Origin of the sequence: Acinetobacter sp. YK3 (assembly GCF_001729365.1) — a bacterium.
Lineage (GTDB): Bacteria > Pseudomonadota > Gammaproteobacteria > Pseudomonadales > Moraxellaceae > Acinetobacter > Acinetobacter vivianii.
Map to the genome: position 1 here is coordinate 1 of NZ_LZPJ01000020.1, position 13,588 is coordinate 13,588.

The 13,588-nt window shown below is 38.8% G+C and carries 10 protein-coding genes; 3 read left to right on the plus strand and 7 right to left on the minus strand.

The annotated features are described in order from the left end of the window. Positions 1-104: 104 nt before the first annotated feature. Both A9Z07_RS02690 and A9Z07_RS02695 read right to left on the minus strand, forming a co-directional pair. A complete protein-coding gene (locus tag A9Z07_RS02690; protein ID WP_069576660.1) occupies positions 105-2,135 on the minus strand; it encodes an NADPH-dependent 2,4-dienoyl-CoA reductase in 2,031 nt (676 codons plus the stop codon). 200 nt (positions 2,136-2,335) lie between these two features. Then, the gene (locus tag A9Z07_RS02695; RefSeq protein WP_062847298.1) at positions 2,336-3,253 is read right to left on the minus strand and encodes a DMT family transporter; all 918 of its coding nucleotides are present in this window, start codon (positions 3,251-3,253) and stop codon (positions 2,336-2,338) included. Between the two features lie 169 nt (positions 3,254-3,422). On the opposite strand from A9Z07_RS02695, the gene A9Z07_RS02700 reads away from it, so the two are divergent. The 3 genes from A9Z07_RS02700 (at position 3,423) to A9Z07_RS02710 (ending at position 6,755) form a co-directional block, all read left to right on the plus strand. Continuing rightward, positions 3,423-4,274, plus strand: coding sequence for a LysR family transcriptional regulator (locus tag A9Z07_RS02700; RefSeq protein WP_062847297.1), 852 nt, complete (start codon positions 3,423-3,425; stop codon positions 4,272-4,274). Between the two features lie 261 nt (positions 4,275-4,535). After that, the gene (gene argG, locus A9Z07_RS02705; RefSeq protein ID WP_004770443.1) at positions 4,536-5,879 is read left to right on the plus strand and encodes an argininosuccinate synthase; all 1,344 of its coding nucleotides are present in this window, start codon (positions 4,536-4,538) and stop codon (positions 5,877-5,879) included. A gap of 192 nt (positions 5,880-6,071) precedes the next feature. Beyond that, positions 6,072-6,755 (plus strand): pirin family protein, encoded by a 684-nt coding sequence (locus A9Z07_RS02710; RefSeq protein WP_069576662.1) that lies wholly within the window; start codon positions 6,072-6,074, stop codon positions 6,753-6,755. Positions 6,756-7,409: 654 nt separating this feature from the next. On the opposite strand, the gene A9Z07_RS02715 is transcribed toward A9Z07_RS02710, so the two are convergent. The 5 genes from A9Z07_RS02715 to A9Z07_RS02735 all read right to left on the minus strand — a co-directional run bounded on the left by A9Z07_RS02715 (position 7,410) and on the right by A9Z07_RS02735 (position 13,188). Continuing rightward, positions 7,410-8,027 carry a thiol:disulfide interchange protein DsbA/DsbL gene (locus A9Z07_RS02715; RefSeq protein ID WP_069576664.1) on the minus strand — a complete coding sequence of 206 codons (618 nt, stop codon included), beginning with the start codon at positions 8,025-8,027 and terminating at the stop codon, positions 7,410-7,412. A gap of 377 nt (positions 8,028-8,404) precedes the next feature. Then, positions 8,405-9,424 (minus strand): spore coat U domain-containing protein, encoded by a 1,020-nt coding sequence (locus A9Z07_RS02720; protein WP_069576666.1) that lies wholly within the window; start codon positions 9,422-9,424, stop codon positions 8,405-8,407. Next, positions 9,415-11,874 (minus strand): fimbria/pilus outer membrane usher protein, encoded by a 2,460-nt coding sequence (locus A9Z07_RS02725; RefSeq protein WP_069576668.1) that lies wholly within the window; start codon positions 11,872-11,874, stop codon positions 9,415-9,417. The genes A9Z07_RS02720 and A9Z07_RS02725 overlap by 10 nt, the downstream gene beginning before the upstream one ends. Before the next feature lie 9 nt (positions 11,875-11,883). Then, the gene (locus A9Z07_RS02730) at positions 11,884-12,588 is read right to left on the minus strand and encodes a molecular chaperone (protein ID WP_069576670.1); all 705 of its coding nucleotides are present in this window, start codon (positions 12,586-12,588) and stop codon (positions 11,884-11,886) included. 69 nt (positions 12,589-12,657) lie between these two features. Continuing rightward, a complete protein-coding gene (locus A9Z07_RS02735) occupies positions 12,658-13,188 on the minus strand; it encodes a spore coat U domain-containing protein (protein WP_062848197.1) in 531 nt (176 codons plus the stop codon). Between the last annotated feature and the right edge of the window lie 400 nt (positions 13,189-13,588).

Genomic DNA, 13,588 nt, shown 5'->3' on the forward strand with positions numbered 1-13,588 from the left:
ACCGCTCTGCCACGCTTCCATGTGCGTAAGAATACAAAGCTTGCCCTGTTTATACAAGAGAAATTTAACTGCAATGTATTCAAATGCATATTGTTTCATCAATTTTACAGTTTAGCGGCTAATTCAGCACCATCTCGAATCGCACGCTTCGCATCAAGCTCTGCTGCAAGCTTCGCTCCACCAATAATATGATAGTTTGCTAAAGTACTTTCACCTTCTTTCGGCATCAAATCTTTGACCGATTCTTGTCCTGCACAGACCACAATGGTATCTACGCGCAACAATTGATCATGCCCATTATGTTCAACCCATAACCCTTCATCGGTGACTGCTTTATATTGCACACCACGTAGCATACGCACGGCATGTTTTTTAAGTTGCGCGCGATGTACCCAGCCTGAGGTTTTACCTAAGCCGATACCTAATGGTGTGGTTTTGCGTTGTAGCAAATAGATTTGACGAACTGGCATTTCAACTTCTGGACGCTGCATCCCACCTTCTGAAACATAATCAGGATCTGGATCAACGCCCCATTCACGCTGCCACTCGGCTAAAGGTTGTGGCTGAGGTTGATGTGGAGGTTTTAACAGAAACTCTGAAACATCAAAGCCAATACCACCTGCACCGATCACAGCAACTTTATGTCCTACTTCTGCACCACGCAAAACCTCTGCATAAGACAGGACTTGTGGTGCTGTGCTACCTTGAATCTTTAAGGCACGTGGTACCACACCAGTTGCCACTACAACTTCATCAAAGCCTTCTCGCTCTAACTGTTCACGACTAATCCGTGTATTTAAACGTACATCAACACCAGTCTGTTTCAATTGCACTTTAAAATAACGAATGGTTTCATGAAACTCTTCTTTACCAGGAACCACTTTTGCCAAATTAAACTGACCACCGACATCCTCATTTGCTTCAAACAAAGTGACGGCGTGACCACGGCTTGCAGCTACAGTCGCAGCCGACATGCCTGCCACACCACCGCCAACGACTGCAATGCGTTTTGGTTTCTTGGTTTTGATATAAACCAGTTCCGTTTCAAAACATGCTTGTGGATTGACGAGACAAGTGACACGCTGGTTTTTAAAAGCATGGTCTAAACACGCCTGATTACAAGCAATACAGGTATTAATTTCATCGACACGATTGGTGGCTGTTTTATTGACCCAATACGGATCAGCCAAGAATGGACGCGCCATTTGCACCATATCGGCCTTGCCTGAAGCAATAATTTCTTCAGCAACATCAGGCATATTGATACGATTCGATGCAATCACAGGAACCGATACATGCTGTTTCACAGCAGCTGTATAGTCGACAAATGCTGCACGCGGCACAGAGGTTACAATCGTAGGTACACGCGCTTCATGCCAGCCAATACCTGTATTTAACAAGGTAATCCCAGCTTTTTCTAATGCCTTGGCAACCACAATCACTTCTTGCATGGTATTGCCATCATGCACTAGATCCAGCAATGATAAGCGGAATGCGATAATAAATTTTTCACCAACTTTGGCACGGATTGCCTTAACGATTTCTACAGGAAAACGCATACGGTTTTCAATATCGCCGCCCCAACGATCGGTACGTTTATTCACATGGCTACTCAAGAATTGATTAATCAAATAGCCTTCTGAGCCCATGATTTCTACGCCATCATAGCCTGCTTTTTTGGCCAGACTTGCGCAACGTGCATAATCGTCAATGGTTGCCAAAATTTGCGAATCAGACATTTGACGCGGTTTAAATGGATTAATCGGTGCCTGAATTGGAGAAGAAGATACCGAAAAAGGATGATAACCATAACGCCCAGAGTGCAAAATCTGCATGAGAATCTTTGCACCATGTTTATGTACTGCATGCGTGACCAGACGATGATGCGGAATATCTGCCAGACTATTCATCGTACCGCCTGCAGGTAACAACCAGCCTTGACGGTTTGGAGAAATCCCCCCAGTAATGATTAAGCCAACACCGCCCTTTGCACGCTCACCAAAATAAGCTGCAAGTTTAGGATAATTAAAAAAACGATCTTCTAAACCTGAATGCATTGAGCCCATCACGACACGGTTTTTAATTGTAGTAAAACCCAAATGTAATGGCTTTAAGATATTTGCATAGCTAGTCATGGTATTCCTTCTTTAATTTTGGCTTTGCAACTTGTTGCATAGTACTTTAATACTTTTTTATTGATTTGGGATGACTGTAAATCGAATTTTAATGGTTGAAAGTGTCAATTTAGCTGAAACCCTTTAAATATTCTCCAAGGCAAACGTATAAAAAAAGCAGCCATTTAACTGACTGCTGTTCTGATATTGAAAATGAAAGCTTAATGCTGTTGATTACCTGAATAGGCCAAATGACTTTTTGGCTTTTTCACTTTAAGCGAACTCATCACAATCCCCAAACAAATAAATGCCGCACCAATCAGAATATTCAGCGTTAAAGGTTCATGCCAGATCAAAGAACCAAACAACAAGCTGAGAATTGGAATACACATGATCGAGATTGAGGCAATAAAAGTATCCACCTGACTCACGATCCAGTTCCACAATACAAACGCAAATCCCGTTCCGATCACCGCAATATAAAATAAGGCCGATTCATTTAAAGGATTAAGCCACACTTGGACATCTACAGGTTCAAAAGCTAAAGCACCGACAAAAATAACAGCTCCACCTAGCAATAGTTGCCAAATGGTCAGCTTGATTTTGTCATAGCTGGCAAAATTCTTTTTGATAAACACTGTTGATAAGGCCCAGAAGAAACCAGAACCAATTAACAAGATTTGCCCAAGCAATGAGGTATTCATATGGATATGCTGAAGTTGCGGCCAAAGAATAGCGATCAGTCCCAGCGTCCCTAAAATAAGTCCGATGCCTTTTTGGCTATTCAAACGCTCATTTAAGAAATAATGTGCCAGCACACCAATAAAAATAGGCATGGTAAATACCAGCACTGCCGATAATCCCGAATCTACAAATTGCATAGCAAAAGTTTGCGTTGCATAGAAACCAAGACAAATCAGCAAGCTTAAAATGATGAGCGGTTTCCATTCAGCCTGTTTGGGCAAAATCGATTTCTTCAAAATTCGTTGTACAACCATTAAGGTCAATGCAGCCAGAATCAAACGCGTAGAGATAAACAGGAATGGTGGAAATACCTGCAAACTATGTTTGACCAAGCCCCATAAAGAGCCCCAGACCAAACATAACAACGCGATTGCGCTAACGACTCGAATATTCACGTGTTGTACTCAACCCTTGGAAAGTCATGTTAGTGTATAAAATAAATGACATCATGAATAATGCTATGTTTTAATAGATACATCATTTTTTTTGATGCCTATTCAGCGACCTCTGCTTTTTGATTTTTATCTGTTGGAATAGATGAGCTGGATTGATTGAGGAATTGCCGTGAATATTGATATTAATGATATCCGATCTTTTGTCACTGTGGCCGAGCTTAAGAGCATTACAGCGGCGGCGCATAAGCTCAACTATTTACAATCCAATATGACTGCAAAAATCAAGAAAATTGAAAATCATTACAAACGCCAGTTATTTATTCGTAAACCCAAAGGTGTTGAGTTGACTGAATCAGGCATGAATTTGTACACCCAATACAAAAAGATGATGTTCACTTGGGAAGAAACTGAAAATAAAATCTATCAACAAGAAAGTGTCTTACGTTTTGGAACCAATACCAGTCTCGGCGGGATGCGTTTTCATCCTTCATTTAGCAAATTATATGAAGCTTATCCAGAGCTATCCATCACCATGAAAACTGGCTCTACGGGCTATATAGAAGATGAAATTCTAGCGGGCAATCTGGATATGGCTTATGCACTGGGTCATCCCAAACAAAAGAATCTGCAATATATAAAAAAGGCGGATGATCAACTGGTGATTATTGGCAAAAATATGATTAACCATGACAATCTTGAGGAATGTCTGAATCACCAAAATATCTTACTGGCCTCTGAACAATGCTGCTATGCCACAACTTTAGATAGCATCTATACAGACTACAATCTCACCAAAGGTGAACTCACTCATATTTACGATCATGAAGCTTTAATTCACTTTACCCAGTTGGGTATGGGCATTTCGATGATCGCCAAGTCTTTGATCGAGAAATACAAAATTCAATATTATCGGGAAACCCCTGAACAATATCGGGACATTGGCTTATACCTGATTGCACGCAATGACCATGTCTTTACACCGATCGAGAAGCAATTTATTGGTCTAAATGATTCACTTTGAATATTAACGATAAGTATTACAATCTTTTTCTCACTCCCTCTGGGTTTATGAAAGCTCATCAAGAGATAATGCCTTCTGGTGAATACTTATCGTAAAACTTTATATTTTTCTGATGTTAATCTATTTTTCAAATGAAAAAAAAAGAATTCCTTTCCTAACACAAAAAAAATCGATTTGAAAAGTGATATAGTACGGGACGTATAAATTCTCTTTGGTCACCGATGTATTAGGGTGCCTATTTCGAAATAGTTAGGACTAGCAATGACTGATAATGCAACGATCTTGCAGAATGTACCAGTAGGTAAAAAAGTTGGGATTGCCTTCTCTGGTGGTTTAGACACTTCAGCAGCTTTATTATGGATGAAACAGAAAGGCGCAGAGCCTTATGCATATACTGCAAATCTGGGTCAACCTGATGAAGATGACTATGATGCTATTCCAAAGAAAGCTGAACAGTACGGCGCAGTCAAAGCTCGATTAATCGATTGTCGTTTACAACTTGCGCTTGAAGGTATTGCAGCAATTCAGTGTGGTGCATTCCATATCAGCACGGGTGGTGTTCCTTATTTCAATACCACACCTTTAGGTCGTGCAGTGACAGGTACCATGCTTGTTACCGCAATGAAAGAAGATGACGTCAACATTTGGGGTGACGGCTCGACTTATAAAGGTAACGATATTGAACGTTTCTATCGTTATGGTTTATTGACCAACCCTGCTCTCAAAATCTATAAGCCTTGGTTAGACCAACAGTTTATTGATGAGTTAGGCGGTCGTGCCGAAATGTCGCAATTCCTGATCGACAACGGCTTTGACTATAAAATGTCAAAAGAAAAAGCGTATTCAACTGACTCAAATATGTTGGGTGCGACGCACGAAGCAAAAGATTTAGAATACTTAAATGCTGGTATTAAAATCGTAGATCCGATCATGGGTGTTGCGTTCTGGAAAGAAGAAGTTGAAATTCAACCAGAAGAAGTGAGCATTACTTTTGAAGAAGGTATGCCAGTTGCATTAAATGGTCAACGTATCGAAGATCCAGTTGAATTCATTTTAGAAGCAAACCGTATCGGTGGTCGTCATGGTTTAGGTATGTCTGACCAAATCGAAAACCGTATCATCGAAGCGAAATCTCGCGGTATTTATGAAGCACCGGGTATGGCTTTGTTACATATCGCTTATGAGCGTTTAGTTACGGGTATTCATAACGAAGATACGATTGAACAATACCGCATTAACGGTTTACGTTTAGGCCGTTTACTTTACCAAGGTCGCTGGTTCGATTCACAAGCGCTCATGCTTCGTGAAACTTCACAACGTTGGGTTGCTAAGGCAATTACAGGTACTGTGACACTCGAATTACGTCGTGGTAATGATTACACCATCATGAACACTGAATCTCCTAACCTCACTTATGAAGCTGAGCGTTTAACGATGGAGAAAGGTGATTCGATGTTTACCCCGATGGATCGTATCGGTCAGTTAACGATGCGTAACCTTGATATCACAGATACACGTGCAAAACTTGGTATCTACACAGAAACTGGTCTACTTTCTGTAGGTCAAGGCTCTGCGATTCCACAGTTGGAAAACAAATCAAAATAAGCGTTTGATACACTGGTATCAAATTCTGCAAAGGCTGAATATTTAATTCAGCCTTTTTTATGGACATCAAAAAATACACGCTTTCAATCATTCCATTTATGGAACAACACGTCGCATTAAAAGACTATTTATCCCTATTATGAATCGATAATATAAGCATCAAGCAGAACATAATAATTTGGGAGATGAAAGATGAATGCTTATCTACATCGCAGTGAAAATCGTGGTCATGTCAAAGCTGGCTGGTTAGACACCTATCATAGCTTTTCATTTGGTAGCTGGTATAACCCGAAATACATGGGTGTCAGTGCCCTTCGCGTAATTAACGACGATACGGTTGCTGCACATAATGGTTTTGGGACTCATCCCCATGACAACATGGAAATCCTGACCTGTGTACTGGATGGCACCATTTCCCATAAAGACAGCATGGGCAATGAAGGCCAGATCAATGCAGGTGAATGGCAATTGATGAGTGCGGGTACAGGCGTGACCCACAGTGAAATGAACAAGCACGATAAAGCGGTGCATCTATTACAGATCTGGATTCAACCGAATGTACAAGATGCTGAACCAACCTATCAGCAAATTCAGCTCAATCCAAAAGACCATCCAAACCAATGGCACTTGATTGCAGGTGATAAATCTGCGCCAATGTCGATTCGTCAAAATGCTGAAGTAAAAACTGCAGTGATTGAAAAGAATCAACATCTAGAGATTACAGCAAAGAAAAAAGTGAACTATGTGCATGTCATTTCAGGTGAAGTGATGATTGCAGATCATTTAGTAAAAGCTGGTGATGCCTTGCTATTTGATGAAACAGCAACCATTACCGCACTACAAGACAGTCAGATGATTTGGTTTGATCTACCTTAAGCCCCAGTTTAACTCGTACTCCTCCCTCGGGGGTACGAGCTTTTTAATCACTACTTCCCCCACCATCACAACTACCCGAATCCGAACTACTACTGTCGCTTATACTACAGTGATCTGTATGTCTGGAATCATTAGGTTGAGATGAATCATTGATATAAGGTGTTGGCGAATATGAATGGCTCGAATCAGAAGAAGCTTGCCTAGCACGTGTTTTCTTTATCAAGAAAATGAATAAAATCAAGCCAATGACAATAAATACAATAATAAATAGCAGCATTAGAAATCTTGAGTACCCTGCCAATCTTTAGAAACAACTATATCCCGAGTCTATGCTTTAAAAAAGATAGACATTAAAAAAGCCCGATTAACGGGCTTTTCTACAACCTTGAACATTTTTAAAAACAATCTAAATTGTTTCGTTCGTTGTTAGCTGTGTATTCAGGTCATCATATCTTTTTGCATTTAGGCAAGATTTCTCTTAAATCCCAAATAGTATATGACTTCCTTATTGATTAAATTAGCACCAATCTCGAACGGGGTCAAGCATCCTTTCCATGTTAAAAAAACTAAAGTCAACAGACCTCGACCACGTTAAATCAAACTTTCTGATGGGTGTCTGCAAATCAAAATAATGTCAGCAAGAAAACGTAAAAATTATTTCTTTTTGCGTTCTTTATCTACTAGATATTCAATGACCTGAACCACTTTTTCATCACCGCCCTGCACAATATATTTGCCATTTACCACGACCGCTGGAACACCTGTGAGTTGGTATTTACGGGCCAATTGATTAGATTCGGCAATTTTTGCAGTGATTGCAAAAGAATCAAACATGGTATTAAATTTTTTCTCAGGCACACCATATTTTGTAAAGAACTTAGCAAAAGCATCCTTCTGCAAAACTTTTTGGTTGCCTGAAAAATTAGCATGGAATAATGGTAAATGTGTACGCTTACGTACCCCTAAGGCCTCACTCACATAATATGCACGTGCACCTTGTTCCCACATGGGAGTCATTGCTGCTGGTGTACGAAGAAAATAGATGTCATTTGGAATTTTCTTTAACCACGTTTGCATATGTGGTTCTAATTTAAAACAATAGGTACACCCATACCAAAAGAATTCACGTACCTCGATTTTATCGGGCACGGACGTTTTTTCTGGATTTTGTACAACCGTATAATCTTTACCTGCAACAAAATCAGCAGCCATCGTATGTGTAGAAAAGACTGCAAAAATTACAGCTACACTCTTTAAAATAAAATTTTTCATTAATTTCGCTATCCTCACAGCGCTTTTTAGTGCGCTTGAGTCTTTATAAAAAAACACAATTCCAAGACGTTATCGTAGAATCTGTTCACATCCTTATAACAGGAGAATTAAGCTACGACATTAATATTTTACAGGGGAAATAGTTCACAACAGGCAAGATTTATAATTTTTTCATTAAAATCAAAAATTAAACTACAAAAACACAACAGCTTCACGGGTCTCTTATTCATTTCCCCTTTTCCTATCGACTCTATTGTCGGTGTACCCAAGCTTGTTTTTAATTTATAAAAAAAGCCCTAAATCTATAAAAATTCAGAGTCATTTTTTGAAATGTATAAAATATACTCACATATTATATTAAAGCTATTCTAGATCACTTAATACGTGACAGTAACAACCACGCTATCTGAGTAGTTTCCTGGAGTACTTGAAATAGTTGTGCCTTGCGGAATTTTTCCATAAACTGGTGTACTTTGAGCGCTACCTGTACCAGTTTTAGAAACTCCTCCTGCTCCTCCAACATTGGTTACACCTCCTGTAGCATCCCATACAGTACTATAGTTAGAGTCTTTATAGAGCTGATAAGGAATAAATTCATTATTACCGTTCGTCATGCGCCTGAATCCACCAGTTATACGGTTATTACCATCTCCTAAATAAATACTGTACGGCGTTCCAAAATTACAAGTCGTATTCACAGCTCCTTGAGTTGTGTAGTCTCTTTTTGTGGTACGAATATCACTAATATTGCCAAAATCAACATTTGAAGTTGAGTTTAATTGGCACATACTTGGGACCACAAAGTTAGCTGTGAGTAGTGTATCGCCTGAATCCCAGCCACCAATCAAGTCACCACACATTAGGCCCAAAGCATCCATATCCCAATATAACCGAACCGTAGCAGTATATGTCCCTGGCGGATATGCGATAAGCGATCCTGTTCGGGCAGGCACTTTCACATTCACTGAGTAATTAATAATATTGTTGGAAGCGACAGTTCTAACTGGGCCATACCAGACATTAGATGTTTGATTTGTTGTAGTAGAACCTGCTCCCCCTACTGTTCCTGCTACGGTATAAGGGAGTGAAACATTGTTATGGCTATTCGTTATTCCTGTAAAAACGGTTTTCATACACATATAAGCAGAAACCTGAGGAATTCCTAAGGTTGTGCAAGTAATGGTTCCTGAAAGGTTTACAGTTGCATCACTATTAATATTTGCAGCGGTATAAGTAAAAGTATTATTGGTGGTTCCACTTACAGTACAAGCAGCATGTGCTGGGCTAAAAAATGCGTAAACAAGATAAAATAAGAAAATACCAGTTAAATATTTAAAAAACATGGAGAATTTCTTGTAGTTCTCTATTTGAGTCTTATCAAAAATATTTATCGACATACATAAGGTCCCAATTTCTTAGTTGAGTACTGATTACTGTTATAAGTAAAGTCAACTTGGCATGAGCCGTGATCCAGAAGATCAACTTCAAGTTTGTTTTGTTTTAATAAGTTTTGAATAAATACTTCACCGTCATAACCTACCATACCCTCCTGCTGCCCATTAATTTGAACCGTATAACCTGGCAATAACGATGAGTTGTTTTGATCAACAAGTTTCACTAAACCGGAAATAACTTGATGAGCGCCAAAGTCAACTAAGGTTCCTTGACGATAGCCGACCACAGTTTTTTGTTCTGTCGCTTTAACATTCCAATTCAAAGGAAGATAGGATGGATCTAAATAAATATGGTTTTCTTGATAAGGCATTAGGCTAGGAATCAGAAATCTTCCAGCATTATCAGTAAAACCTAAATTAACCCCACCATTCAATATCTGGCTTCGCGATCCAGCATTGGTTACAACTGCGTAACCATCTCCAATTTCGTTGGCTGCAAAGATGCGTCCAGCTGCTGCAACCAGTGAACCTGTCGCTGAAAGTGTCACCTGATCGTTATCTCCAAATCGGTTATAGCGTCCTGTCAGGTAGGCTGCACGGGCTCGGTAAGAAGCATAGAGCGAAGCGTTATTTTCTTTCGCATCCTGATCTCGTTCAACATAGCCGCCCCATCCAAATGAACCAATTTTCGGTTCTGATAATCCAAATATTTCTTGGCGGTAACTCAACCTGCCACTATCACTTGACACACTTGTAATCGCATTAAGTTTGCTAGACGGTGTATATCGCAGGGCAAAGTAAATGCCATAGTCTTTATTATTTTCATAATCCTTATAAGCGGAGGTATAAAATCCCCAATTCTTGTTAATACTCCCGCTTATGTTAGCAGACAGTAATTTGTAGGAGTTTTCGCTATATTTGATCTGGTTATACCCCAGATAAGCCCCATATCCTGCATAAAAATTATAGTTAATTCCTGCCCTGAAAATTTCATCCGCTAATGCGCTATAGCTTAGATAGTTTTGTGTCTCGGCATTGATGTTGTTATCTTTTAAATATCTGACTTGAGAGACGCGGGCTAGGTCAAAATAGTTATCAAATACTTTGCGGTAACTGGTATTAAATGAAATATTCTTACTGATACGCCCTTCTAAACCCAACAAGGCAGAATAGCCGTTTTCATCTTTATACTGGCTCGCTGCAATATCTGCATTAATCACTCCAACGCCAAAAACATTCTTGGCAAATCCTGTACCGAGATTCGATAGTCCATCTGTTGAAGCTTCCGCCCCACCGCTTAGAGTAAGTGAGTTACTGAAGCCATATCGAATGGCACCAGAAGCAAAAGTGGCGTCATCATAATCGTTTGAGTACAGCCCATAGTTATAACGTGGAATTCCCACGTCTACTGAAAACTCATTAATGCCTTTTGCTAAAATCTTGGAGGAAAAATAATAAGGCTTTTTGGTAATACTCTGTTGCCCAGTTGTATCCGTTGTCACCAGCGTGACTTCATTTCCTGAAATAAAAGGAAGCTGTTTGATATCAAATGGTCCCGATGGAACCAGCCCAGAATAAATCTTTTGCTGGTTGACGTATAAATCAAGAGTCGAAGGCAAGGCAGCCGAGCCAGAAAATTGTGGGAGTGCCGAGGTGACAATATCACTACGTTGGGTATAGGCACTCGACCACTGGAAACCAGCAAGACGTACACTACTACCCCAATCGGGACTATTGGAAATAAAATCGCCTAAGGTATATAACCTGATTTTTTCGGGATCAACATATTGCCACTTACTTTCCAATCGCACCCATTTTTCATGGTTATAACTATTCTCATTACTTCCGTTATATAAAACACCTGACGAAAAGTTGCCGAGGGCACTGTTAAAAATCCCCTCAGCCGAACCTGAAAAAGTATTTTCATCGTTGATTATGCTGTTATACACGCTATAGTTGAGAATAGCTGCGTTTAAAGGCTTCATCTTTAATAAATGCGGACTCGTGAGCTGCTGGCCATTTAAGTCAACTGCATAGCCCGTTAACATGCTTGGTGGAATATTTAAATTTAGAGCCTGCTCTTTCTCCAGATATTTAAACTGGATGCCCTTTAGATCGTTAATACATACCCAATCGGTGTCAGGGTGCTGCCCATTCATTTTCAGCCTTAAAGCTTTTAAGTCACGGGCACGGATATATAACTTGCCATCTTTAGATTGTTTGACAGCAACCAAGTCTTCTGAAGCATTTGCATTAATAGAAATATTTAAAAAAAGCTGAGTAAAGTTAAGATCTTGTTCCTTTCCACTCCTCTTCGCTTGCACATATGTATTGTTGCTATTTATAGCATCAGGGACACGAGGAGTCGTTGTGTTGGTATGATCTTGAAGTTGCTCAGCAACAGAATATGCAGGAAAATATGCAACACATAAGACACCTATAATGTATTTCATATAAGCCTCTTAAAGTGTTGTTTTCTTACCATTAACTGTCAGAGATACACTGTATTTATGATTTGGCTGATATGTAAAATTATTAATCGCGTAACGTCGACTCTGCTGCCCAAGAATATAACCATTCACGGTATTTACTCTAATCGGATAACTTTTTCCTGCTGTCGTATCAACAAGCGTTAAATTATTCAAAAGCGCATGTCGGTTTCCAATATTACTAATATTTAAAGAAGTATCCTTCTGATTGGAATCAATTTTCCAATTCAGTTTCGCAATCGCATCTTTATCTACTACAAAAACAGGTAATGATGAGCGAAGTAATACATTTATTCCTTGAGCCGCTTTACGGCTATCAACTGGTTTTGGTAACTCATCAATAATAATACGATAAGTTTTTTCACCAGAAATCTCTGTCGGATTAATTCTGACTACACGTAAGTTATAAGAATCATTAGGCTTTAATTTTAAAAATGGCGGGCTTATCGCGATCTCATCTGTAGGAATTAATTGATCATGTCCATCTTTCTGCGTCCATTCAAACACACGAATTTGCAAATCCGTACTTTCACTGGACTGGTTAAATAAACTAATCGAAGAAGCACTCTGGTTATTCAATAATTCTACATTCACAGGTGAAATTCGAATTGTAGCTGCGCTCAAAGCACTTGATAAAGATAAGAATAAACTCGTAATAATAAAAATATTTTTTTTCATGACTTGCTCAATTAAATCTTTTAAAGCATTAGCCCTTAAAAAGGGCTAACAGTATTTATTATATATAAATTAATAAGTTACAGTTACTGTCACTGTATCTAAATAACTTCCAGCACTTGGTAAAGTCGTTCCCGCTGGAATACGGCCATAGACGTTAACTGTTTGAACATTACCTGTTCCTGTTCCACTGTATGCAGTTGTTGCAATACCAATTGCTGTTGCACGCCCTGTGTCCGAGAAAAGGTTATAAGGAATATATTCTGTCGTGGTTGCACCACCAATCATACGACGTTGAGTAGATAAAACATTCTGACCACCATCAAATGACAAAGTCCAAGGTACGGTGTTGTTACAAAGTACTCTGATTGGAGTGCCACCTGTGGTTGTAGTATCTGCGTCTACATTACTTGCAAGTGAACTTAATGTCCCAAAGTCTAAGACCGCATTTGAAGTCGTACCTGTGGCAGAGGTATTTAGAACACAGCTATTTGTTACTGTCGCTCTCACAGTCAATGTACCAGTTGCTGTAGCGGCATTTGCTGTATTAAGCGAAAATAATCCTATAGCAATTGCCGATAAATAATAAAAAGTCTTTTTCATGGCTTAAACCTTTTTACATTAAATTGTTGGAATTAATAGATGTAAAAAAATTACCCCTTAAAAATTACAATCACTTTTAATTTGACTGCTCTTTTAGAGCTTATATTTTTACACTATTTTTTTCATACTACATAAATAGCTTATATTAAAGCACCACTTTTCATTTAAAATTTCCATATTTCCACCATTTTCACTCAAACTAACAAATTACTCACAACAAAAAAACAATAAATTTAACTTGTTGATTTAAATAGTTTTATAAATCTAAAAAACAACATAAATCTCATAAAAAATATTGAATAATTTTTCTTTAAATTTCAATAAAATAAATTTAAGCTACGTACATTTAGCTGTCTTCAACTATTTTAGAAAAATAATTTTTTTATTATAAGCTATTGAT

Bases quoted from the DNA above. Each gene is read 5' to 3' on its own strand.
- A9Z07_RS02730 (WP_069576670.1), bottom strand. From the start codon at position 12,588: ATGAAAAAAAATATTTTTATTATTACGAGTTTATTCTTATCTTTATCA.
- A9Z07_RS02715 (WP_069576664.1), bottom strand. From the start codon at position 8,027: ATGAAAAATTTTATTTTAAAGAGTGTAGCTGTAATTTTTGCAGTCTTT.
- A9Z07_RS02720 (WP_069576666.1), bottom strand. From the start codon at position 9,424: ATGTCGATAAATATTTTTGATAAGACTCAAATAGAGAACTACAAGAAA.
- A9Z07_RS02690 (WP_069576660.1), bottom strand. From the start codon at position 2,135: ATGACTAGCTATGCAAATATCTTAAAGCCATTACATTTGGGTTTTACT.
- A9Z07_RS02735 (WP_062848197.1), bottom strand. From the start codon at position 13,188: ATGAAAAAGACTTTTTATTATTTATCGGCAATTGCTATAGGATTATTT.
- A9Z07_RS02710 (WP_069576662.1), top strand. From the start codon at position 6,072: ATGAATGCTTATCTACATCGCAGTGAAAATCGTGGTCATGTCAAAGCT.
- argG (WP_004770443.1), top strand. From the start codon at position 4,536: ATGACTGATAATGCAACGATCTTGCAGAATGTACCAGTAGGTAAAAAA.
- A9Z07_RS02725 (WP_069576668.1), bottom strand. From the start codon at position 11,874: ATGAAATACATTATAGGTGTCTTATGTGTTGCATATTTTCCTGCATAT.